Genomic DNA, 20,789 nt, shown 5'->3' with positions numbered 1-20,789 from the left:
GTCGCCTCAGGCCTCCACGGCAAAGCGCGGCGAGGTATTGCGCATCGGAATGCACATCGGCCGGTTATGCACCGGGTCCTCGATCACGCGGCACTGGATGCCGAACACTTCGCCGATGAGTTTCTCTTCCATCAGCTCCGCCGGGTCGCCCGCCCTCACCACCTTGCCTTCCTTGAGGAAAACCAGCCGGTCCGCATAGCGCGCCGCCAGGTTGAGGTCGTGCAACACCAGCACCACCGTCCGCCCCCGCTCGCGGTTGAGGCGGCTGACGAGGTCGAGGCAGTCGATCTGGTGGGCCATGTCGAGATGGTTCACCGGCTCGTCGAGGCAGATCACGTCCGTCTCCTGCGCCAGCACCATCGCGATCCACACGCGCTGCAACTGCCCGCCCGAAAGCGAACCCAGCCGCCGGTCGCGCAACTGCGCGACGCCCGTGCCGAACATCGCGTTCTCCACCGCGTCGCCGTCTTCCGGGCTCCACGGCTGCATCATCGATTGATGCGGATAGCGCCCCAGCCGCACCAGTTCCTCGACCCGCATGTCTTCCGGCGCCGAGGGACTCTGCGCCAGGAGCCCGATCTCGCGCGCCAGTTCCTTTTCCTTGAGCCGGGAAATATCCACGTCGCCCAGCAGCACCTTGCCGGATTGCGCCGCATGCAGCCGTCGCACGGCGCGCAGCAGCGTCGACTTTCCGCAACCATTGGGCCCGGCCAGCACCGTGACCTTGCCCTTGGGCACGCTGAGGGTGACGCCGTTCACAGCCGAATGCGAGCCGTAGGCGACCGTGAGGTTATCGACCGAAACGCGATCAACCATTGGTCCGGTCCTTGCGCATGAGAAGGTAGAGGAAATAGGGCGTCCCGATCACCGCCGTCACCGTGCCGGCCGGCACCTCGGTCGGCGCGAAGAGGACGCGCACGATGAAATCGGCGCCCACCAGCATGATCGCTCCAAGCAGGAAGCTCACGATCAGCCCCGGAATGACCGGCCGCCCGACGATCAGCCGCGCCATATGCGGCGCCATAAGCCCGATGAACCCGACGCCACCCACGAACGCCACCGCCAGCGCCGTCAGCAACGCTGCCAGCGCAAAGATGGCGACCCGGAAGACCGGCAGGTTGAGCCCGAGGCTGCGCGCCGAAACCTCGTCGAGGTCGGTGGGCGGAAGCTTGCGCGCAACCAGCAGCGTCACGATCAGCACCGGCAGCAGGCCGAGCGCCGTAACCTGGATCTCGCCCCAGTTGATCTCGTTGACCGCCCCCGCAATCCAGCGCGCCGCCTGCGTCGTCCGGTAGATTGGCCCGACCAGCATCAGGATCATGACGCCGGCCTTGGCCACCGCCGCAATGGCAATGCCGAAGAGCAGCAGTCGGATCGCCGACGACGCCTGCCGCCCCGAGAGGATGAACACCGCCGAGATCGCCGCCAGCGCCCCGAGCAGCGCCGCCACCGGCTGCCATGCGATCGAGGTCACCAGCGAATTGCTCTCGTCCGACAGCAGCGCCAGAAAGATGACGACGCCCAGCGCCGACCCATCGATCACGCCGAGCACGCCCGGCGAAGCCAGGTTGTTGCGCGTCACCTTCTGCAGCAGGTAGCCGGCTACGGCCATCGCCCCGCCAGCAAGGATCGCAATCACCACGCGCGGCAGCCGCAATTGCAGCACGATCAGCCGCTCGGTCTTGGCCCCGCCCCCGAAGATCACCCCGAGGATACGGTCGAAGCTGACCCACGAACTGCCGAAGGCCACCCCGGCCAGCGCCATGAGCAACGCCAGCACCAGGAACAGCCCGACGAAAAAATAGGCCCGCCGATTGGCGGCAAGAATAGCCTGGCTCATGCCGCGCGCCTCCGCAGCAGCACCACCAGCACGCAACCGCCGACCACCGCCGTGATCGCCCCCACCGGCGCCTCCAGCGGATAGATCACGAACCGCGCCACGACATCCGCCACCGTCAGGTAGAGCGCCCCGAAGAGGGCCGCCGCCAGCAATTGATGCATATGCTTGAGCCCCACCATAGACCGTGCCGCATGCGGCACGACCAGACCCACGAACCCCACCGGCCCCGCCATCGCCACCGAGGCACCGGTCAGTAGCGCGATGGCCGCAAAGCACCCGACCCGAACCAGCGCCACCGGCACGCCAAGCCCGCGCGCCGTCTGCTCGTCCGTCTGGAGAATATCGAGCGATGGCGCCAGCAGCACCGCGAGCAGCGCGCCGATAGCCACGATCGGCCCGCCCGTCGCCACCAGCGTCAGCGGCCGGTCGACCACGGCGCCAGCCAGCCAGAACAGCAACTGGTCGAGCATCGTTTCGCGCACCGTCAGCACCACCTCGACCAGCGCCGAAAACAGCCCGGCAATGGTGACGCCGATCAGCACGATCCGGATCGGTGACAACCCGCCCGCCCCCGCCGCAATGGCGAAAACCAGTAACGCCGTCAGCAGCGCCCCGGTCGCCGCCGCGGCCGAAAGCCCGAGCATCGACGAGACGCCAAACCCGGCGCTCGCCACCACCACGGCAAACGACGCCCCGGCATTGAGCCCCAGCGTGTCAGGCGAAGCGATGCGATTGCGCGAAAGCGTCTGTACCACGACGCCGGCAATCCCCAGCGCCGCGCCCACGATCGGGGCGATTACCACGCGCGGCACGCGATACTGCATCAGCACGATCTGCGCCTCGCCGGTGGCCCCGGTCAGCAGGCCCCAGATATCGGCCGGCGAATAGAGCTTGTAGCCCAGAGTCAGGCTCGCATAGGCGGCCACGACCAGCAGCACGCAAAGCCCGGAATAGAGCAGCGGATAGGGTAGCCGCCTCGTGGCACGGGGGGCTGCGATTGAGGCGATGGCAGACAGCGCGGAAGCTCTTTGTTGATATTGACAGTCAAGTAAACATCTGACTTTTTGCCACAATCATTTTCTGACCCTCGATGTCAAGTTTGGAGTGCAGATGATCGGCAAAAGTTTTGCCCGCGTGGTCCTGGCACTGACGCTCTTCGCAGCGGCCGGAAACCTGGCCGAAGCGCGCGAAGTCACCCATGCCATGGGCGTTACCGAGGTGCCGGACGCTCCCGAACGCGTGGTCATCCTCACCAACGAAGGCACCGAGGCCCTGCTGCACCTGGGGGTTGTGCCTGTTGGCGCCGCGCAATCCTGGGACGGCAATCCCTGGTACGATCATCTCAAGGCGCAACTGACCGAAACCACGGCGCTCGGCACGGAATCGGCGATCAACCTCGAACTTATTGCAGCGCTCGAACCCGACCTGATCCTCGGCACCAAGGTCCGCCAGGAGAAGATCTACGATCAGCTCTCGGCCATCGCCCCCACCGTCTTCACCGAAACCATCGGCGGGGAATGGCAGGACAATTACCAGTTCTACGCCGATACCCTCGGCCTCTCCGACAAGGGCAAGGCCGACCTCGCCGCCTTCGCCGACAAGACCAACCGGCTCCGCGACGCCCTTGGCGACCAGGTCAACGACCGGATCTCGCTCATCCGCTTCTCGCCCGGTCGCACCCGCATCTACTACCGCAACACCTTTGCCGGCGTGATCCTCGACCAGATCGGCTTCAAACGCCCACCGGCGCAGGACAAGATGGAATTCGCCGACCAGGTCACCAAGGAACGCATCCCCGAGATGGCCGGTGACCGCATCTATTATTTCTCCGCGGACGACGACAACGACGAAGCCCGGGTCAACCTCTCCGAATGGATCGAGGACCCGCTCTGGCTGAGCCTCGATGCTGTCAAGGCAGGCAAGGCCTTCCGCGTCTCCGAACTCTTCTGGAATACCGGCGGCGGCATCTACTGCGCCGAGATCATGCTCGATCAGCTCGCCGAGAACTACGGGGTCAAGCTCTGACTCCGAGCCCGCAACATCGCAACGTGAACGGATAAACCGATGCTTCGCAGAACCTTCCTCGCCGCCACCGCGGTCCTGGGCGTAAGCCTTGCCACCCTGGGTGGCGCCGCCGCCGTCGAAATCAAGCACGCCATGGGCGTCACCGACGTTCCCGACAATCCGCAGCGCGTCGTCGTGCTGACCAATGAAGGCACCGAGGCACTGCTCGCCGTCGGCATCACCCCGGTCGGTGCCGTCCGCTCCTGGCTCGGCGACCCGTGGTACAAGCACATCGCCGAAGCGATGAAGGACGTGACCCCGGTCGGCGAAGAATCCGCCGTCAACCTCGAAGCCATCGCCGCGCTCGAGCCCGATCTCATCATCGGCAACAAGACCCGCCAGGAAAAGATCTACGACCAGCTCTCCGCCATCGCCCCGACCGTGATGGCCGAACGCCTGCGCGGCGACTGGAAGATCAACATGGAGCTCTACACCGCCGCCGCCGGCAAGGGCGCCGAGGGCAAGGCCGCACTCGAAGCCTTCTCAGCCCGCGAAAAGGCCCTGAGCGATGCGCTCGGCGACAAGAAGAACGAGGAGATCTCGCTCGTCCGCTTCATGTCCGGCCTCACCCGCATCTATTACAACGACACCTTCCCTGGCCTGATCCTCAATGAAATCGGCTTCAAGCGTCCCGCCATCCAGGACAAGGCCGAATTCGCCGATGACGTGACCAAGGAACGCATTCCGGAAATGGAAGGCGATCGCCTGTTCTACTTCGTCTACGAGACCGGCGACGGCGCTGCCGACAAGCAGGCCTCCGAATGGCTGTCCGAGCCGCTCTGGCAGAACCTCAATGTCGTCAAGGCCGGCAAGGCCTATGCCGTCGACGATGCCATCTGGAATACCGCCGGCGGCTACATCGCAGCCAATCTGCTGCTCGATGACATCGCCAGGGCTTTCGACGTAACGCTGGCCAAGTAGGCTTCTGCCACGCTTGCGAGCGGGCGTGCGCGGTCCTCCGCGCTCGCCCGTTTTGCTTTCCGGTCCCTGACGGCGAAAAGCCGCAGCCATGCCATCAGTATTGACCGCTGGCGGTCAAGGGGACATGGCTTTGGGTGGTTACCTGGAATACGCCCATGCAAGACTATGTCCGCCGCATCCTCAACTCGGCCGTCTATGAGGCCGCCATCGAGACCCCGCTCGACCGCATGGGCCCGCTTTCCGAGCGGCTTGGCCGCGAGGTTCTGCTCAAGCGCGAGGACCTGCAGCCGGTCTTTTCCTTCAAGCTCCGCGGCGCCTACAACAAGCTCGCGCGCCTGACCGATGCCGAAAAGCAGCGCGGCGTCATCTGCGCCTCGGCCGGCAACCACGCACAGGGCGTCGCCTATTCCGCCCGTCGCATGGGCGTGCGTGCCGTTATCGTCATGCCGACCACCACGCCCTCGATCAAGGTCGAGGCCGTCAAGCGCCTGGGCGGCGAGGTGGTGATCCATGGCGACGCGTTCGACGACGCCCGGCTCCACGCCATGGCGCTGTGCGACAGGGAAAACCTGGTCTTCGTCCATCCCTATGACGACCCCGAGGTCATCGCCGGCCAGGGCACGATCGGCATCGAACTCCTGCGCCAGCATTCCGGCCCCATCGCCGCCATCTACCTCCCCATCGGAGGCGGCGGCCTTGCGGCAGGCGTCGCCGCCTATGTCCGCTTCCTGCGCCCCGATATCCGCCTCATCGGCGTCGAACCTGAGGACGCGGCTTCGATGAAGGCCGCCCTCGACGCAGGCCGCCCCGTGCCGCTCAATGAAGTGGGCATCTTCGCCGACGGCGTCGCCGTGCGGCAGGCAGGCGACGAAACCTTCCGCCTCTGCCGCGAGCTGCTCGATGAGGTCGTGACGGTCAGCACCGACGAGATCTGCGCCGCCATCAAGGACATCTTCGACCACACCCGCTCCATCGCCGAACCGGCCGGAGCCGTGTCGCTTGCCGGCCTCCGCCGGCATGTCGAAACCCTCGACCTACCCGGCGCCGTCATGGCCATCGCCTCGGGCGCCAACATGAATTTCGACCGGCTGCGCCACGTGGCCGAGCGTGCCGAGATCGGCGAGCACTCCGAAGCCCTGCTGGGCGTCACCATCCCCGAGCAGCCCGGCGCCTACCGCGCCTTCATCAGGCTCCTCGGCGGCCGCACCATCACCGAGTTCAACTACCGCATCGCGCCCGGCGCCAGCGCCCAGATCTTCGTGGGCGTCCGCCTCACTCGCGGCGAAGCGGAAAAGCGCGAGATCATCGATCTCCTGCGCGCCGGCGGCCATGCCGTCGTCGACATGACCGACAACGAACTGGCCAAGCTCCATGTCCGCTACATGGTCGGCGGACGCGTCGGCGGCCTCGCCGAGGAAATGCTTTACCGCTTCGAATTCCCCGAGCGCCCCGGCGCCCTGCTCCGTTTCCTCGAAGGCCTGCGCTCGGACTGGAACATCTCGCTGTTCCACTACCGGAACCATGGCTCCGACTTCGGCCGCGTCCTCGCCGGCATCCAGGTGCCGCCCGACGAGCGCGCGGCGTTCGACGCCTTCCTCCAGGATCTTGGCTACGCGCACTGGGACGAGACGAACAACCCGGCCTACGCCCTCTTCCTCGGCACGCGCTGATCGCAGGCGATTGCGTATCCACATTCTCAACGGAGTGAATCCACGCTAGACACTTGGGTGCCTGCGCGTCGCGCCTCGAGGATGACCCATGAACAGCTACTACACGCCCCCCGGCGGCCTGCCCGACCAGAAGACCCTCCATACCGGTCGCGCCGTTTTCACCGAAGCCTATGCGGTGATCCCGAAGGGCGTCTTCTCCGATATCGTCACCAGCCTGCTGCCTAACTGGGCCAACACCAAGTGCTGGATCATCGCGCGCCCCCTCACTGGTTTTTCAGAAACCTTCAGCCAATACGTCATGGAAGTCGGCCCCGGCGGCGGCTCGGACGCACCTGAGCCTGAAAGCGGCGCGGAAGGCGTGATCTTCGTCACCGGCGGCCAGCTCGTCCTCACCCTCGCCGGCACCGAGCACAAGCTTGAAACCGGCGGCTATGCCTATTTGCCCGCCGGCCAGGCCTGGACGCTCCACAATCGCGGCAGCGAGCCCGGCCGCTTCCATTGGGTCCGCAAGCTTTACGAGCCCGCCCCCGGCATCCCTGCCCCCGAAGCCTTCGTCAGCAGCGATCAGGCCGTCGCGCCCATCGCCATGCCCGACACCGACAATGCCTGGGCCACCACCCGCTTCGTCGACCCCAACGACATGCGGCATGACATGCACGTCAACATCGTCACCTTCCAGCCGGGCGGCCTCATTCCCTTTGAGGAAACGCACATCATGGAGCACGGCCTCTACGTGCTCGAGGGCAAGGCCGTCTACAAGCTCAACAAGGATTGGGTGGAGGTCGAGGCCGGCGACTTTATGTGGCTGCGCGCCTATTGCCCCCAGGCCTGCTATGCGGGCGGCCCGGGCCGCTTCCGCTATCTGCTCTACAAGGACGTCAACCGCCACCCGCGCCTGCGCGGTCCCGGCGCCTTCGGCCGCTGAACGAAAGCCCCGGTGCCAGCGCCGGGGCTATTTCTTTACTGCGAACCGCATGAAGGTCACCCCGTTGTTGAACGGCCTGACCTCGATGCGCTCCAACTTGAGCAGGCTCCCGACATCCGGGAATGCCGGCCTCCCGCTCCCGACGACGACCGGTACATAATAGAGCGAGACCTCGTCGACGAAGCCCTGCCGCATATAGCTTGCCGCCAGCGTCGGCCCCGAAACGCTGATATCGCCCCGCGATGACGCCTTGAGCGCCTCGATATCGCCGGCGGTCAATTCCCGCACCAGCCGCGTACGCGTCGTCGTCACTTGGGCAAGCGAGCGGGAAACCACGATCTTGTCGGTCTTGCGCCAGAGCGCCGCGAAATCGCGCTCCACCTGGCTGACATCCGGGTCTTCAGCCAGGGTGTCCCACGCCGCCATGGTTTCGAACATGCGCCGGCCATAGATCGTCGTGCTCTCCCTGGCCTGCTCCGCATTGGCGAAGGCGTGCACGTCCTCGTCGATCTGACCCCAGTCGAACTTGCCGTTGGCGTCGCTGATATAGCCATCGAGCGAACACATCATCCCGAAAGTGAGCTTGCCCAAAGCCGTTTATCCCCTCGCTCCATCGCGCGGGTATGATTGCACTCTCGGGGGTGCCGGACAACAAGGTGGGGGGAGATTGGAGCGGGTGAAGGGAATCGAACCCTCGTATTCAGCTTGGAAGGCTGCTGCTCTACCATTGAGCTACACCCGCGCCGGATGATGAGAGCCGTATACTGGCTAAGCACGGCATCGCGCAAGGTTCATTCTCCGCCGCCCCCAGCCTTCTGGCACCCTTTCGCGGGCGGCGTCCGATGTAACCGGGTTACCGGGTTGAAACTGGGTTTCCGGCCGGAAAGCAAGTATAGTTTAAGTAATTAATCTAACATACTACAACATTGCCAACATGAACATTAATTAATGCAAGAAATCATTGAACGACGAAACCAATGACATATCTCTTGGTTGTTCTACTCAGAAAGGAACCAAGAAAATGTTCAAGCGCACTGCTATTGCCCTCTCCGCAATCACCCTCTTCGCCGCTCCCGCCCTGGCGATGACGACGCCGACCAGCGTGACTGTGGATTCCTTCAACAAGGAACATGTGATCGCGAGCCTTCAGCAACGTGGCGTGAACGCCCAGGACGTAGAGCGTTGGGGCAGCTTCATTCGCGCCTTCGTCAAGCAGGCCGATGGCACGGTCAAGTCCGAGCTGTTCAAGCCCGACACGCTGACCCCCGCGACCAACCTCGCCGATGCCAACTAACGCGCATTGGCGAACAGCACCCGCCAGCGGGTGCATTGAGAAGTTCAAGAGCGCGACCGCCATTTGACGGCCGCGCTTAGTCGTTTTTGAAAGGCGGCTCGCACCGAGCTGCAGCACAGTCGACCCAACCAGTGTCTTGGGGGACATAGTGGCTGGTTCTTCGTCCCGGATTTCCGGCGTTTTGTGCTGCGCCTCACCGCGGCAATCGCCTCGTCCGCCGCATTCGGCCCTATCGCCGCCGGCCTGGTCTGCACTCGTGGGCATCCTCACCCACCTTGCGCTCGCCTCTGATCGCGGTTTCCGCGGCCGCTGGTCTTGAGGCTGGCCACCGCTGCGCCAACCGGGCACCGAAACTCGCGCTCGTCGCCTTCAGAACCATTGCGCATTTTGGCTAACCAGCACCGAATGCCGCGCATCAACGCAGCATCGCAAATCTCTGAATTTTCGGGGGGACCGGAGAGCCGGATGGTGGAGGGGACTGGATTCGAACCAGTGTACGCTAAGCGGTCAGATTTACAGTCTGATGGATTTAACCACTCTCCCACCCCTCCACAGCCGACAGGCGCGCTATGAACGCGGGAATGGTTCGTTCGGCGGACCGTTGCGAACCACGGGGCGGTTTATGGTGATCGGGTCCGCGCCTGTCAACACCCATTTTGCCTTTTCTACCAATCCACAGGGTACCGTCGCTTTCGGCGCCCTTGCTGCGGCGAGCCAAAGGCGATAGGGCAGCAGGCATGAGCATCAACAAGTTCCCGCCCAAGCCGCGCCACGACCCCAATGACGGGCCCGTATATCTCTACGGCCTGCATACCGTGCGCGCCGCGCTCGACAATCCGCGCCGCAGCAAACGGGAGCTTCTGGTCACCCCCAACGCGCTCATGCGCCTCAAGGAAACCGGCCCGATCGGCAAGGTGCCCATCAAGGAAACCACGCCCAAGGAACTCGATCGCCTGCTCGGCGGCGAAGCCGTGCATCAGGGTGTAGCGCTCGAAGTCGATCCGGTTTCTCGATTCGGCCTCGAAGACATCTCCCCGCTCAACCTGGTCGTGGTTCTCGACCAGGTGACCGACCCGCACAACGTCGGCGCTATCCTGCGCACCGCCTGTGCCTTCGGCGCCGATGCGGTCATCACCACCGCCCGTTACGCGCCGCGCGAAACCGGTGTCATGGCCAAGTCCGCTTCGGGCGCGCTTGATCTCGTGCCTCTGATCGAGGTCCGCAACCTCGGCGACGCACTCGAAAAGCTCAAGGAGCGCGGCCTGCTGGTGCTGGGTTTCGATTCCGAGGCCACCGAGCCGCTGCGCCCGCGCACGGACAACCGGCCGATGGCCGTCGTCATGGGCTCGGAAGGCAAGGGCTTGCGCGAAAAGACCCGCGGCCTCTGCGACGAGATGGTTCGCCTCGACATGCCGGGCCCGATCAAGTCGCTCAACGTTTCGAACGCCGCGGCCATCGCGCTCTTCGCCGCAACGGCGGGCCGCAACAGCTAGTTCTTGCTGGCAGTCACCAGGTCTTCGCCGAACGGGCTCGGATCACGCGAGACGAGCTGCACGACCTTGTAGCCGCGATCGGCCAGCGCCTGCAGGAAATCCGGCAGCAAGGCCGCGGTCAGCGGATGGATGTCGTGGAAGAGGATGATGCCCCTGCCCCGCTTGTCCAGCCGCGCCAGGGTGCGGTCGATGGTCTGCTGCGGCGCGGACTTCAGGTAATCCTGCGAATCCACCTGCACATCGAGCACGATGAGGCTCTGCTCGCTGAGACTCGCGCGCAGCAAGCCGGTCTGCGCCAGATAGGGGAAACGGAAGAACGGCGTCAGCGTTTGGCCTGAGCCCTTGAGGGCACGTGCCACCGCCGCCTCGCCGCGATAGACGTCGTCCATCGCAACTGTCTGGTCGGCATTGGCCAGGTTGAGATGGTCGTAGGTATGGGTGCCGATGGCATGGCCATGGGCGGCAACGTTGCGCGCCGTCTGCGGATAGGCATCGGCCATCTTGCCGACCATCAGAAACGTAGCCTTGACGTTGAAATCGTCGAGCGTCGCCAGGATCGAATCCGTGCTGCCTTTGCGCGGACCATCGTCGAACGAGAGAATGACCTCGCCCGGCTGCAACTGGATTTCGGCGGCAGACGACACCACCAGCTTGCGGCCGGCCAGCACACCCTTGGGCACGTGCCTTGGGGTCACTTCCGGCATCGGCAGGTAGCTATCGGCCACCGCCGGAAGCCGCGGCTTCGCCGTGATCTCGGCCTCCTGAGGCGGCCTGGCGCAGCCTGCCATCAGCAGGGCAACCAAAGGAACCAGAACAGCAAGGCGACGGAACGACACGACGAGCACCCAAGGCAGAAGAACTGCCTAAAGTGTTACCCAGCATGGTTAACAAACCATGCTCGACCTGCCTGTGCCCTTGTATCACCTGCGTTTTTCCACCTGCTGGGCGGAAATGCGCTTAACCTTGTTTGGTGCGGATAGCGCGCTGCACCACGCGGTCGAGCGCGACGAGAAACGCCGATCGATCCTTGCCGGAAAAGCTCGGGTTGTAGCCCTTGATCTCCCCCGTCTCGCGCAGGTGCTGCTTGAGGTCGCGCATCGCCAGCGCCATGCCCATCGACTGGGGCGTGTACTCTCGTCCCGTTGGACCCAGCACATGTGCCCCGACACTCACCGACCGGCTCGCCAGGGGGACGTCGGCCGTGACGACGACATCATTGGGCTGGCAATGCTCGACGATCCAGTCATCGGCCGCATCCGCGCCCTGCGGCACGGTGACGACACGAACCATCGGGTCGCGCGACGGCCGGATGCCGCCGTTCGACACCAGCACGATCGCGAGACCGTAGCGCTCTCCTACCCGCAGGATCTCGTCTTTGACCGGACAGGCATCGGCGTCCACATAGATCGTCGGAGCGCTCATCTAGCCGCCCAGGCTGACAGCAAGGTTTACGGTCGCCGCGATGATCACGGTGTTGAAGAAGAACGAGAAAATGCCGTGCACCACCACCAGCCTTTGCATATGAACCGACGTGATCGAAACGTCGGCGACCTGTGCCGTCATGCCGATAACGTATGAAAAATAAAAGAAGCTGATGCCGTCCGGCTCAGGTCCGCTGGGGAAATCCAGCCCGCCGACCACGCTGCCCTTGGGCTTCGTATCGGCGTCGATGTCCGGCACATCGTAATACTCATAGGCATAGTGGTGCGCAGCCATTGCGTGGACGGTGAACCAGCCGAGCACCACCGCAACCACGGCGACGGCGAGATGCAGGCCATTGGCCTGGCCGTGCATGTTGATGGCCATGAACAACGAATAGACCGACACCGCCACCACGATGATGGTGACCCCGAAGATCGCCGCGACCGGCGCATCGCTTTCAGCCGCGTGAGTCCTGAGGAAATGCGACGTAAGCTTGCGCAGGTGCCAGCTGCTGAACGCCAGGTAGACGACGAAGAACGCGATCGTCCCCAGCGTCAGCGCCTGTTCGGCGAAAGGATAGAGCGACGCCAGGAACACGACCACGCCCGTCGCCGCACCGGCATAGAACCCGTGATGGCGACCGTGGCTTTTCTTCGCAACCTCATTCATGCCGTCGTCTCCTCGCGGATACGATAGCGGCTTACTGCACCTTGCGAAACTGCCTCCGCCCTATCCCCGCAATGCCCCCGGCCCGGGAATAGCGCCGGCCGGCACCTTGCCCATGATGATCATGCCCAGCACTTCATCCTTGGTGACGTCGGCCGTATTGGCGGTGCCGACGACCTTGCCGTTCTTCATCACGCAAAGGCGGTCCGCGAGGTCGAACACGTCATGGATGTCGTGGCTGATGAGGAAGATGCCAATCCCCTCGGACTTGAGCTGCTTGATGAGGTCGCCCACCTGCGCCGTTTCCTGCGGCCCAAGGGCGGCGGTCGGCTCGTCCATGATGAGGATACGAGCGTTGAAGAGGATGGCGCGGGCAATCGCCACCGATTGCCGCTGCCCACCCGAGAGCGCCTTCACCGGCTCCTTGAAGCGGCGGAAATTGGGGTTGAGTCGCCCCATCACCTCACGCGCCTTGGCCTCCATTGCCACATCATCGAGCGTGCCGACCGACGTGGTGAGCTCGCGGCCGAGAAAGAGATTTGCCGCCGCATCGACGTTGTCGGCCACGGCAAGGGTCTGGTAGATCGTCTCGATGCCATAGGCCTTGGCATCGCGCGGGTTGTTGATCGTGGCTTCCTGGCCATCGATGCGGATAATGCCACTGTCGCGCTTGTAGGCACCCGAGAGGATCTTGATCAGTGTCGACTTGCCGGCGCCGTTGTGACCCAGCAGCCCGACCACCTCGCCCGGATAGAGCTCGATCGACGCACCATCCACCGCATGCAGGCCGCCAAAGGAGATCGAGATGTTCTCCAGTTGGACGAGCGGCGTTTTCTTGTCCAGCATAACCGATACCCCTAGTTGGACTTGCGGCGGTAGAGCGTGTCCAGCCACACCGCGAGAACGAGGACGATACCCACCACGATCGATTGCAGCGGGCTGTCGATCCCCATCAGCACCATGCCCGATTGCAGCGACTGCATGACCAGCGCGCCGATCATGGCTCCGACGATCGTACCCACGCCGCCCGCCAGCGATGTGCCGCCGATAACGGCCGCGGCGATGACGTAGAGTTCGTCGAACGTGCCCAGCGCATTGGTCGCGGCATTGAGGCGCGCCGAGGAAATTGCCGCGGCGACGGCGCAAAGCGCTCCCATGAGAATGAAGATCTTGACCGTCACCCAGCGGGTATTGATGCCCGCCAGTTCCGCTGCTTCAGGGTTGCCACCCATGGCGAAGACGTAGCGGCCGAACCGCGTCCGCGTGGCGATGAACGTCATCACGATACCCGCCGCCAGTGCGATCAGAACGGGAATGGCGATGCCGTGCGAGATGAAAAGGCCGCCTTCCGGAACGGTGATGTTGTTCGCCGCCGCGTAGTTGGCGGCAATCCGGCTCGGCCAGGGATAGGCATTGGCAACACCCACCGCCGCCAGCGCGATACCACAACCGAGAACGCCCAGCGTCACCTCAGCCCAGATAGGTCGCTGCGGGAAATTGAAACGTCGGCGCTGTCGGCGACCTATGTAAAGCCCGGCAATGATGCCGATACAGATCAGCGCTCCCACCGCCCAGCTCGCCCAGAAGCCGATAGAGCCAGCCGGCCCACCACCCATGAGCTGGAACGTCTGGTCGAGCGGCGCGACGGTTCGGCCCGAAGTGACCCACCATGCCGCACCGCGCCAGATGAGATAACCGCCCAGCGTAACGATGAAGGCTGGTACGCGCAGATACGCGATAATGATGCCCTGCAGCGCACCGATGCCCATGCCTACGACGAGACCAAAGGCGAGCGTCAGGATCCAGATCGCTGGATGCCCGAGCCCGAGATAGCGCGGCAGGAAATCCACCTGCATCACGCCCATCAGCATGCCGACCACACCGAGGATCGAACCAACCGAGAGGTCGATATTGCGGGTCACGATGACCAGCACCATGCCCGTGGCCATGATGGCGACTGAGGCCGTCTGGACCGAAAGGTTCCAGAGGTTGCGGGGGGTGAGGAACACACCGCCCGACAGGAAATGGAAGCCGAGCCAGATGAGCAGCAACGCGCCTATCATGCCCAGGAGCCGGGTATCCAGCTCGGTTGCAGTGAGAAATCTCTGGATTGGTCCCATGCCGGCGCTCGGAACGCGCGGGCTTGCCGGCAAGGCGTGCTGATCGACCATCTCTCTCCCCTAGATGCTGACCTGCTTATTGAGCGGCGCCGCGAACCAGCGCGGCACCGCCCTTGTCAGCTTATTATCTGGCAGATCAGTTGCAGGCGGCAACCTTGCCCGCAGCCACGCCCTGGCACACCACATCCTTGGTCACCCAACCGGCGTCGATGACGACGTTGAGATTGTCCTTGGTGATGGCGACAGGAGCCAGGAACACCGCATTCATCTCGACGCCCTTCGGCCCGCCGTTGAACTTGGTGGCGCCGGTCACCTTGTCGAGGGCCGTGCCCTTGGCGAGTTCGAGCGCAATTTCGGCAGCCTTCTTGCCCAGTTCGCGCGCGTCCTTCCAGACCGAGACGGTCTGCGTGCCGAGCGCGATGCGGTTGAGGGCGGCATGGTCGCCGTCCTGGCCTGAAACCGGCACCGAACCGGCAAGGCCCTGGGCCGCAAGCGCCGCGATGGCGCCACCGGCCGTGCCGTCGTTGGAAGCGACGACAGCGTCGACCTCGTTGTTATTGGCCGTCAGGAACTGCTCCATGTTCTTCTGGGCATTTTCCGGCAGCCAGCCATCGGTATAGGCCTCGCCGACATTCTTGATGTCACCCTTGTCGATGGCATCCTTGAGCACTTCCTGCTGGCCTGCGAAGAGGAAGTCGGCATTCGGGTCAGTGCTCGAGCCCTTGATGAAGACGTAATTGCCCTTGGGCGCCACGGCATAGACTGCCTTGGCCTGCAGGCGACCGACTTCCTTGTTGTCGAAGGTCAGGTAGAAGGCCTGCGGGTTTTCGATCAGGCGGTCATAGCCGACCACCGGAATGCCTTCGGAGACCGCGGCCTGGATGGCCGGGCCGACCGCGTCGGAGTCCTGCGCCAGGACGATCAGCGCCTTGGCGCCTTGCGAGATCAGGCTTTCGATGTCGGTAAGCTGCTTGGCCGGCGACGACTGGGCGTCGGCCGAGATGTACTTGGCGCCGGCCGCATCGAGCGCCGCCTTGATGGCCGCCTCGTCGGTTTTCCAGCGCTCTTCCTGGAAATTCGACCAGGAAACGCCAACCACCAATTCCTGGGCGAAGGCGAAGCTGGCCGTGCTGATCAGAACGGTCGTGCCAAGCGCGACCGCGAGAAACTTCTTCATGATGTCCTCCCATAGGCGGCGTGCGCCGCCAACCCAAACGCACCAGAGCCCTCCTCCATGGGGCACGGCATCTGGCCGAAAGAGCATTTCTTTCAATGCTCAAAAAAATGATTGCCACGCCGCTGCGAGCAGAGTCAACATCAATTTCGATACCCGAAATAAATCATTCGTGGTTATCCGGGGCGAACGAATACCCCGTTTGGGAGGGATCGGCGTTGGCGCGCCACGCAAGCGACAGCGATACGGTGCGGCGGCAGAACCGCGGCCTCGTGCTGGAAGCCCTACGGCTCACCGGCCCGCTTCCGCGCACGCAGCTCGCCGCCCAGACCGGCCTCAGCCACGCGACCATCACCGCCATAACGCAGGACATGGTGGCCCAGAACCTGCTCCGCGATCTGCCGGCCGAACGCCCCGAGGGCAAGGGGCGCGGCCGTCCCGCCGTGGACGTGGGCTTCAACCGTGCCGCCGCCTATGTCGCCCTCGTTGAAGTCGACGTGAACCGCACCCGTCTATCGCTGGTCGACTACGGCGGCACCCTTGTCGATCGCATCGAATCCGCCAACGGTCCCGACACCTTCCGCCAGGCCCCTGCCCCCGAATACCTGGCCACCCGCATCGATCAATTGCGCTCGCGCAATCCAGTCGAAGCCGCCAACCTTCGCCGCGTTGCAATCTCCCTGCAGGGCATTCTCGACCGCAACGGTACGGGCCTCAAATGGTCGCCAATCACGCATCTGGCTGGGCATGACATCAGCGGCTCGCTTTCGCGGCGGTTTAGCATTCCGGTCTCGCTGCACAAGCGCGGACGCCTGCTCGCCGAGGGCACACGCTGGCTCGATCCCGACCTGCGGGACGCGAGCGTCGCCACCGTCTTCGTCGGCTCGACAGTGGCCATGGGCATCACTTTCCGCGGTGAAATCCTCGGCCGGAGCGATGAAGGCGCCACCGAATTCGGCCACATGAACCACGTGCCCGAAGGCGCCCTGTGCCGCTGCGGCATGCGCGGCTGCGTCGAGGCCTACGCCGCCGACTACGGCGTCCTGCGCACCGCCTATTCCGTGCCCGACCACCACGCCCCCGCCGCCACAGTGCCGCCGGCCCAATACGAAAGCCTCATCAGCCGCGCCTATCAGGGCGACAGAGCCGTAACCCACGCCTTCAACCTCGCCGGCCGCGCCATCGGCTTCGGCCTCAACCGATTGATGGCCGTTTTCGACCCTGCACACATCGTAGTCGTCGGTCCCGGCGCCCGTGCTTTCCCCTTCATGCAAACTGAAATCGAAGCCGCCCTCGCCGCCTCCCTCGTCTGCCGCGTCAACGGCACCCCGGAAATCCGCACGCATCTCGACGAAAGCGAACCGATCTTCCGAGGGCTGACGATGAAGACCCTGCACGAGGTCGATCAGGCGGAGTTCGCAGTGCTGCCGGCGGTGGAGGCGCGGTAGTCGCGATACCACGCAACGAAGTCGGCGACTGTCTCCGCGATCGGCCGCGATGGCACGTAGCCAGTAAGCGCGCGGAGCAGCCGGTTGTCGGCATAGGTTTCGACCGCGTCTCCGGGCTGCATCGGCAACATGACCTTCTCGGCCACTCGCCCCACGGCCTGCTCGATCGTTTCCACCAGAGTCATGAGCTCGACCTGCCGCCCACCGGCAATATTGACCGCTCGCCAGGGCGCAACCGACGAAATCGAATCGAACTCTCCAGCCGACTGCCCGCTCGCAGGCACCGCATCTGCCAGACGCACGATCGCCTCAACAAGATCACCGACATCGGTCGCATCGCGCCGCATCCGCCCCTGGCCGTAGATATCGATGGACCGTCCCGCCTCTATCGCATCCACGAACTTGTAGAGCGCCATGTCTGGCCGTCCCCACGGACCATAGACCGTGAAAAAGCGAAAGCACGTCGTCGGCATATTCGCCAGATGCGCTGCCGAATGAGCCATCGCCTCGGTTGCGCGCTTGCTCGCAGCATAAAGCGATACGGGAAAATCCGTTCGATCTATCTCGGCGAACGGCAGCTTGGTATTGCCGCCATAGACCGAGCTGGACGACGCAACGAGCACATGCCGCGGCCTTACCTGCTTAGCGGCATCGAGCAGATTGAATGTCCCGACCAAGTTGGAACTGAGATAGCTTTCCGGATGCTCAAGGCTGTACCGCACCCCGGCCTGGGCCGCGAGATGGACCACGATATCAGGGCGCGCAACAGCGAGCGCGCTGTCCAGCGTAGAGCGATCCTCAAGCAGCGCTTCAGTAAACTGATAGGCCGGGAACTCCGCAAGGATCGCGTTGCGCGCTAACTTGAGCCGAACATCATAGTACGGCGTCATCCCGTCGAATCCGAAGACATCATGGCCGCCTTGCAGCAAGCGCCGTGCCAGGTGGAAACCGATAAATCCCGCAGTTCCCGTAATGAAGAATCTCAAGACCGGCCCCTTTTGCCTGCTCAGTTCAACTGCCTCTGCCGGCCTTCGGTCTCGTAGGCCATGGCGTCGACCGCGCCTTCGATCTCCAAGATCAGATCGTTGAGCTCGCCGAACTCGTCATCGGTCAGCGCCATCATCTCGGCGAGCGCCAGGATATCGACCTTCACGGCGGGCGTGGCCTTGCCGATCCACTCTGCAGCGCTTGCGTCGAAGGTGCCCAGGCTCCAGCTCGCCGCGAGTAGTTTCACCAGCGATTTCAAATTGTTCAACCGGTTGCGCCCCATAGCCTGGCCCTCCCCGGTACTGGAGATCACACTGTTGGCCCCACCGCGTCAATCCCGGCGGCACGCCACCTCCAACACCATCTCGGGAGACTTTGCCATCAGAGGTTGCAAAACCCCCGGCGCATGGGTACTTAGCGCGTCGGGCCGGTATAGCTCAGTTGGTAGAGCACCTGATTTGTAATCAGGGGGTCGCGGGTTCGAACCCTGCTGCCGGCACCACCCTTTCCCCGACGTTACATTTGGCCACACCGGCTGGCATGGGCTCTGCCGAAATGATAGGCAGGCGGCATGAGGCTTGGGAGACTGGATCGTGGCGGGCTTTGGTAGCGACAAGCTGACATTCGTCTCCAGCGGGACGCCGGAGGCCGACAAGGCGACTTCGGCGCTGCGCGATCGCTATGGCGATGTCGGGCTGGCGCACGCGGAGATTGTGGTGGCACTCGGGGGCGATGGCCTCATGCTGCAGACGCTGCACTCGGTGATGAGCCGCTCGATTCCAGTCTACGGCATGAACTTCGGTTCGGTCGGCTTCCTGATGAACGAGTTCGGCAACGATCACCTGCGCGAGCGGCTGGAAGCGGCGCGGCCGACCAAGATCTACCCGTTATCCATGAGCGTGCGCGACGTGGACGACAAGGTGCATTCGGCGCTGGCGCTCAACGAAGTGTCGCTGTTCCGCTCAAGTTTCCAGGCGGCGAAGATCGAGATCGATGTGGACGGCCACGTGCGGCTCGATGAGTTGATCTGCGATGGCGTGCTGCTGTCGACGCCGGCGGGTTCCACGGCCTACAACCTTTCGGCGCATGGCCCTATCCTGCCGATCAGCGCGCCGCTTCTGGCGCTGACGCCGATTTCCCCCTTCCGCCCGCGGCGCTGGCGGGGGGCAATCCTGCCCAATACCGCCGTGGTGACCTTCCGCACCCGCGAGGCGCAGAAGCGACCGGTGAGCGCAGTGGCCGACAATGTCGAGTTCAAGAGCGTGGTCGAAGTGACCGTTCGAGAGGACCGCTCGAACGAAGTGACGCTGCTGTTCGATCCGGGCCATAGCCTGGAAGAACGCGTACTGACCGAGCAGTTCCGCTACTGATCAGTGCGGCAGGCGTTTCTCGCGCACGTCGGCGATGCGACGCTCATCGAGCGTCAGGGCGAAAAGCAGCAGCCAATCCGTCGTCGGCTCGGGATCGGGTTCGGGCAATGGCTCGGGTGCTCGCAGGATCAGGCGGTTCAGGACTTCGAGTAGATGCTGCATGGCTAGACCGCCGGTAGGGCGAGCCGCTCGGGCTCGTCGAGTTCAGGAGCCGGCAGGCGGGCCAGCGACGCGCCGCCAAAGGCCGGCATGACGCCACGCGCGGCGCTGCGGGCCAGCATGACGTTTTGCTCGCTCAGATAGGAGAAGGCCTCTTCAAGCTCGGCGGGAATCTGGCCGCCGTGCTCGATGATGAGCTCTTCGGTCAGCGCGGTGACGACGAAGTGGCGCGCGGTGGCATCGTCGGCGAGATCGGCGCTGCGGGCATGGAAGACGAGGCGCGCGACGAGATTGCGCACGGACTCGGTAAGGCCGCAGCGTGTGAAAAGCGCGTTGAGCGCCGGACGGCCGCCGCTTTCGAGAATAGAGAACACTTTTTCGCGCGGAATCTCGCTCAACTCGGCAACGATATCGGCGAAGAAGAGCACATGGCCATGGACGACTGCATGTAGCAGCAAACGCGTATTCACGCGGTCGGTGCCGACCATTTCGGCGGCGTAGCGCGGGGCCGCTCGTTCGGCCTCACGTTCGCCGATGGCACTGAGCGCGGTGTCGGTGACGTTGCGCATCAGGCTATCGAGGCGTCGCGCAGCAACAGCGCCCTTGACGATACGCGTCCCTCGCAGTGCGCGACTGACGGCTTCCACCAGATGCAAGCGCGCAGATGGCGGCAGTTCGCGACGAGCCAAAAGGGCGCCACGTAGCCGGGCGTCATCGCCATGGCTCTGCGCGAGCACAACCAGGGTTTCGGCACCGTATGTAATGTCGCGGCGCGCCAGCAGCTTGAGGGTAACGCCGGTCTCTCCGCGCGCGATTACGGCTTCGGCTATGCGCGTGCTGATATTGGTCCTCTCCGCGAGCGCCAGCAGCATGGTGAGATCACCGTTGCGCGCGAGACCGATGAGGTCGGCGTCGATGAGTGCCGGCGAATACTGCGCGACAGCGCGAGAGATGACGCCGGCATCCTGCAACAGCGCCAGGAGTATCGGCCGCGGTGCTTCGACAGCGTGAAGCAGGCCATAGGCGAGCGCAGCGCGTACCTTGACGGATGGATCTTCGAGAAAGCCGATCAGGGCGGCGTAGAGGGCGGCGTGCTCGTCAGCGGGGCCGGTATGGGCGAGATAAGCCAGGGTCGCCATGTGAGCGGCCCTACCCCGATCTTCGCTGTTTCCCGACTGGGTGAGCGCGACGAACTCGTGATACGCAACCATCCGATGCCCCCGGAACTAACCGGGC

The 20,789-nt window shown here is 64.1% G+C and carries 22 protein-coding genes and 3 tRNA genes; 9 read left to right on the top strand and 16 right to left on the bottom strand.

The window, feature by feature from the left end:
• Positions 1–6: 6 nt before the first annotated feature.
• From JNE37_RS17030 to JNE37_RS17020, 3 genes are read right to left on the bottom strand one after another with little or no spacing between them, the layout of a single operon-like run.
• The gene (locus JNE37_RS17030) at positions 7–816 is read right to left on the bottom strand and encodes an ABC transporter ATP-binding protein (RefSeq protein ID WP_203063979.1); all 810 of its coding nucleotides are present in this window, start codon (positions 814–816) and stop codon (positions 7–9) included.
• On the bottom strand, positions 809–1,840 hold the full coding sequence (locus JNE37_RS17025; RefSeq protein WP_035038296.1) for a FecCD family ABC transporter permease: 1,032 nt from the start codon (positions 1,838–1,840) through the stop codon (positions 809–811). Before JNE37_RS17025 ends, JNE37_RS17030 begins: the two co-directional genes overlap by 8 nt.
• A complete protein-coding gene (locus JNE37_RS17020) occupies positions 1,837–2,778 on the bottom strand; it encodes a FecCD family ABC transporter permease (RefSeq protein WP_246513340.1) in 942 nt (313 codons plus the stop codon). The genes JNE37_RS17025 and JNE37_RS17020 overlap by 4 nt, the downstream gene beginning before the upstream one ends.
• Positions 2,779–2,950: 172 nt before the next feature.
• Between JNE37_RS17020 and JNE37_RS17015 the strand changes: the two genes are divergently transcribed.
• The 4 genes from JNE37_RS17015 (at position 2,951) to JNE37_RS17000 (ending at position 7,420) form a co-directional block, all read left to right on the top strand.
• On the top strand, positions 2,951–3,865 hold the full coding sequence (locus tag JNE37_RS17015) for an ABC transporter substrate-binding protein (RefSeq protein WP_203063977.1): 915 nt from the start codon (positions 2,951–2,953) through the stop codon (positions 3,863–3,865).
• 39 nt (positions 3,866–3,904) lie between these two features.
• Positions 3,905–4,825, top strand: a complete 921-nt coding sequence (locus JNE37_RS17010; RefSeq protein ID WP_203063976.1) for an ABC transporter substrate-binding protein — start codon at positions 3,905–3,907, stop codon at positions 4,823–4,825.
• Positions 4,826–4,980: 155 nt separating this feature from the next.
• On the top strand, positions 4,981–6,495 hold the full coding sequence (gene ilvA, locus JNE37_RS17005; RefSeq protein WP_203063975.1) for a threonine ammonia-lyase, biosynthetic: 1,515 nt from the start codon (positions 4,981–4,983) through the stop codon (positions 6,493–6,495).
• Positions 6,496–6,583: 88 nt separating this feature from the next.
• Positions 6,584–7,420 (top strand): bifunctional allantoicase/(S)-ureidoglycine aminohydrolase, encoded by an 837-nt coding sequence (locus JNE37_RS17000; RefSeq protein ID WP_203063974.1) that lies wholly within the window; start codon positions 6,584–6,586, stop codon positions 7,418–7,420.
• Between the two features lie 27 nt (positions 7,421–7,447).
• Here the strand turns inward: JNE37_RS17000 and JNE37_RS16995 are convergent, their stop codons facing one another.
• Together JNE37_RS16995 and JNE37_RS16990 are read right to left on the bottom strand one after the other, a co-directional pair.
• Positions 7,448–8,011, bottom strand: coding sequence for a dihydrofolate reductase family protein (locus JNE37_RS16995; RefSeq protein ID WP_203063973.1), 564 nt, complete (start codon positions 8,009–8,011; stop codon positions 7,448–7,450).
• A gap of 77 nt (positions 8,012–8,088) precedes the next feature.
• Positions 8,089–8,162 (bottom strand) — tRNA-Gly (locus JNE37_RS16990).
• A gap of 279 nt (positions 8,163–8,441) precedes the next feature.
• Between JNE37_RS16990 and JNE37_RS16985 the strand changes: the two genes are divergently transcribed.
• Entirely contained in the window at positions 8,442–8,714 is a 273-nt protein-coding gene (locus tag JNE37_RS16985) for a hypothetical protein (RefSeq protein ID WP_035088907.1), read from the top strand.
• A 466-nt stretch (positions 8,715–9,180) separates the two neighbouring features.
• Here the strand turns inward: JNE37_RS16985 and JNE37_RS16980 are convergent.
• Positions 9,181–9,265 (bottom strand) — tRNA-Tyr (locus JNE37_RS16980).
• A gap of 186 nt (positions 9,266–9,451) precedes the next feature.
• Here JNE37_RS16980 and rlmB point away from each other — a divergent pair.
• Positions 9,452–10,207 (top strand): 23S rRNA (guanosine(2251)-2'-O)-methyltransferase RlmB, encoded by a 756-nt coding sequence (gene rlmB / locus JNE37_RS16975; protein ID WP_203063972.1) that lies wholly within the window; start codon positions 9,452–9,454, stop codon positions 10,205–10,207.
• Here rlmB and JNE37_RS16970 read toward each other — a convergent pair.
• From JNE37_RS16970 to xylF, 6 genes are all read right to left on the bottom strand, one after another.
• A complete protein-coding gene (locus tag JNE37_RS16970; RefSeq protein WP_203063971.1) occupies positions 10,204–11,043 on the bottom strand; it encodes a polysaccharide deacetylase family protein in 840 nt (279 codons plus the stop codon). The genes rlmB and JNE37_RS16970 overlap by 4 nt on opposite strands.
• Before the next feature lie 121 nt (positions 11,044–11,164).
• The gene (locus JNE37_RS16965; protein WP_203063970.1) at positions 11,165–11,629 is read right to left on the bottom strand and encodes a YaiI/YqxD family protein; all 465 of its coding nucleotides are present in this window, start codon (positions 11,627–11,629) and stop codon (positions 11,165–11,167) included.
• Entirely contained in the window at positions 11,630–12,298 is a 669-nt protein-coding gene (locus JNE37_RS16960; RefSeq protein WP_035038276.1) for a DUF1345 domain-containing protein, read from the bottom strand.
• Positions 12,299–12,358: 60 nt separating this feature from the next.
• Positions 12,359–13,141, bottom strand: coding sequence for an ATP-binding cassette domain-containing protein (locus JNE37_RS16955; protein WP_035038273.1), 783 nt, complete (start codon positions 13,139–13,141; stop codon positions 12,359–12,361).
• 11 nt (positions 13,142–13,152) lie between these two features.
• On the bottom strand, positions 13,153–14,466 hold the full coding sequence (locus JNE37_RS16950; RefSeq protein ID WP_035038270.1) for a sugar ABC transporter permease: 1,314 nt from the start codon (positions 14,464–14,466) through the stop codon (positions 13,153–13,155).
• 85 nt (positions 14,467–14,551) lie between these two features.
• Complete coding sequence (gene xylF / locus JNE37_RS16945) at positions 14,552–15,592, bottom strand: D-xylose ABC transporter substrate-binding protein (RefSeq protein WP_035088914.1); 1,041 nt, start codon at positions 15,590–15,592, stop codon at positions 14,552–14,554.
• Between the two features lie 215 nt (positions 15,593–15,807).
• Here xylF and JNE37_RS16940 point away from each other — a divergent pair, with 215 nt between their 5' ends.
• Complete coding sequence (locus JNE37_RS16940; protein ID WP_203063968.1) at positions 15,808–17,037, top strand: ROK family protein; 1,230 nt, start codon at positions 15,808–15,810, stop codon at positions 17,035–17,037.
• Here the strand turns inward: JNE37_RS16940 and JNE37_RS16935 are convergent.
• Positions 16,995–18,023 carry an NAD-dependent epimerase/dehydratase family protein gene (locus tag JNE37_RS16935; protein WP_203063966.1) on the bottom strand — a complete coding sequence of 343 codons (1,029 nt, stop codon included), beginning with the start codon at positions 18,021–18,023 and terminating at the stop codon, positions 16,995–16,997. The genes JNE37_RS16940 and JNE37_RS16935 overlap by 43 nt on opposite strands.
• A gap of 20 nt (positions 18,024–18,043) precedes the next feature.
• On the bottom strand, positions 18,044–18,271 hold the full coding sequence (locus JNE37_RS16930) for a hypothetical protein (protein WP_203063965.1): 228 nt from the start codon (positions 18,269–18,271) through the stop codon (positions 18,044–18,046).
• Between the two features lie 179 nt (positions 18,272–18,450).
• Here JNE37_RS16930 and JNE37_RS16925 point away from each other — a divergent pair.
• Both JNE37_RS16925 and JNE37_RS16920 read left to right on the top strand, forming a co-directional pair.
• Positions 18,451–18,526: transfer RNA gene (locus JNE37_RS16925), tRNA-Thr, on the top strand.
• A gap of 91 nt (positions 18,527–18,617) precedes the next feature.
• A complete protein-coding gene (locus tag JNE37_RS16920) occupies positions 18,618–19,394 on the top strand; it encodes an NAD kinase (protein ID WP_203063964.1) in 777 nt (258 codons plus the stop codon).
• Here the strand turns inward: JNE37_RS16920 and JNE37_RS16915 are convergent, their stop codons facing one another.
• Together JNE37_RS16915 and JNE37_RS16910 are read right to left on the bottom strand one after the other, a co-directional pair.
• The gene (locus JNE37_RS16915) at positions 19,395–19,556 is read right to left on the bottom strand and encodes a hypothetical protein (protein ID WP_156046493.1); all 162 of its coding nucleotides are present in this window, start codon (positions 19,554–19,556) and stop codon (positions 19,395–19,397) included.
• A 2-nt stretch (positions 19,557–19,558) separates the two neighbouring features.
• On the bottom strand, positions 19,559–20,764 hold the full coding sequence (locus JNE37_RS16910) for a DUF2336 domain-containing protein (protein ID WP_203063963.1): 1,206 nt from the start codon (positions 20,762–20,764) through the stop codon (positions 19,559–19,561).
• Between the last annotated feature and the right edge of the window lie 25 nt (positions 20,765–20,789).

The organism is Paradevosia shaoguanensis, assembly GCF_016801025.1.
GTDB classification, from domain to species: Bacteria; Pseudomonadota; Alphaproteobacteria; order Rhizobiales; family Devosiaceae; genus Paradevosia; species Paradevosia shaoguanensis.
This window is presented reverse-complemented; position numbering and strand designations above follow the sequence as displayed.

What these genes read in the sequence shown, in the direction of transcription:
- JNE37_RS17030 (WP_203063979.1), bottom strand. Translation starts at nt 816, where the DNA reads ATGGTTGATCGCGTTTCGGTCGATAACCTCACGGTCGCCTACGGCTCG.
- JNE37_RS17025 (WP_035038296.1), bottom strand. Translation starts at nt 1,840, where the DNA reads ATGAGCCAGGCTATTCTTGCCGCCAATCGGCGGGCCTATTTTTTCGTC.
- JNE37_RS17015 (WP_203063977.1), top strand. Translation starts at nt 2,951, where the DNA reads ATGATCGGCAAAAGTTTTGCCCGCGTGGTCCTGGCACTGACGCTCTTC.
- JNE37_RS17010 (WP_203063976.1), top strand. Translation starts at nt 3,905, where the DNA reads ATGCTTCGCAGAACCTTCCTCGCCGCCACCGCGGTCCTGGGCGTAAGC.
- ilvA (WP_203063975.1), top strand. Translation starts at nt 4,981, where the DNA reads ATGCAAGACTATGTCCGCCGCATCCTCAACTCGGCCGTCTATGAGGCC.
- JNE37_RS17000 (WP_203063974.1), top strand. Translation starts at nt 6,584, where the DNA reads ATGAACAGCTACTACACGCCCCCCGGCGGCCTGCCCGACCAGAAGACC.
- JNE37_RS16985 (WP_035088907.1), top strand. Translation starts at nt 8,442, where the DNA reads ATGTTCAAGCGCACTGCTATTGCCCTCTCCGCAATCACCCTCTTCGCC.
- rlmB (WP_203063972.1), top strand. Translation starts at nt 9,452, where the DNA reads ATGAGCATCAACAAGTTCCCGCCCAAGCCGCGCCACGACCCCAATGAC.
- JNE37_RS16965 (WP_203063970.1), bottom strand. Translation starts at nt 11,629, where the DNA reads ATGAGCGCTCCGACGATCTATGTGGACGCCGATGCCTGTCCGGTCAAA.
- JNE37_RS16960 (WP_035038276.1), bottom strand. Translation starts at nt 12,298, where the DNA reads ATGAATGAGGTTGCGAAGAAAAGCCACGGTCGCCATCACGGGTTCTAT.
- JNE37_RS16955 (WP_035038273.1), bottom strand. Translation starts at nt 13,141, where the DNA reads ATGCTGGACAAGAAAACGCCGCTCGTCCAACTGGAGAACATCTCGATC.
- JNE37_RS16950 (WP_035038270.1), bottom strand. Translation starts at nt 14,466, where the DNA reads ATGGTCGATCAGCACGCCTTGCCGGCAAGCCCGCGCGTTCCGAGCGCC.
- xylF (WP_035088914.1), bottom strand. Translation starts at nt 15,592, where the DNA reads ATGAAGAAGTTTCTCGCGGTCGCGCTTGGCACGACCGTTCTGATCAGC.
- JNE37_RS16915 (WP_156046493.1), bottom strand. Translation starts at nt 19,556, where the DNA reads ATGCAGCATCTACTCGAAGTCCTGAACCGCCTGATCCTGCGAGCACCC.
- JNE37_RS16910 (WP_203063963.1), bottom strand. Translation starts at nt 20,764, where the DNA reads ATGGTTGCGTATCACGAGTTCGTCGCGCTCACCCAGTCGGGAAACAGC.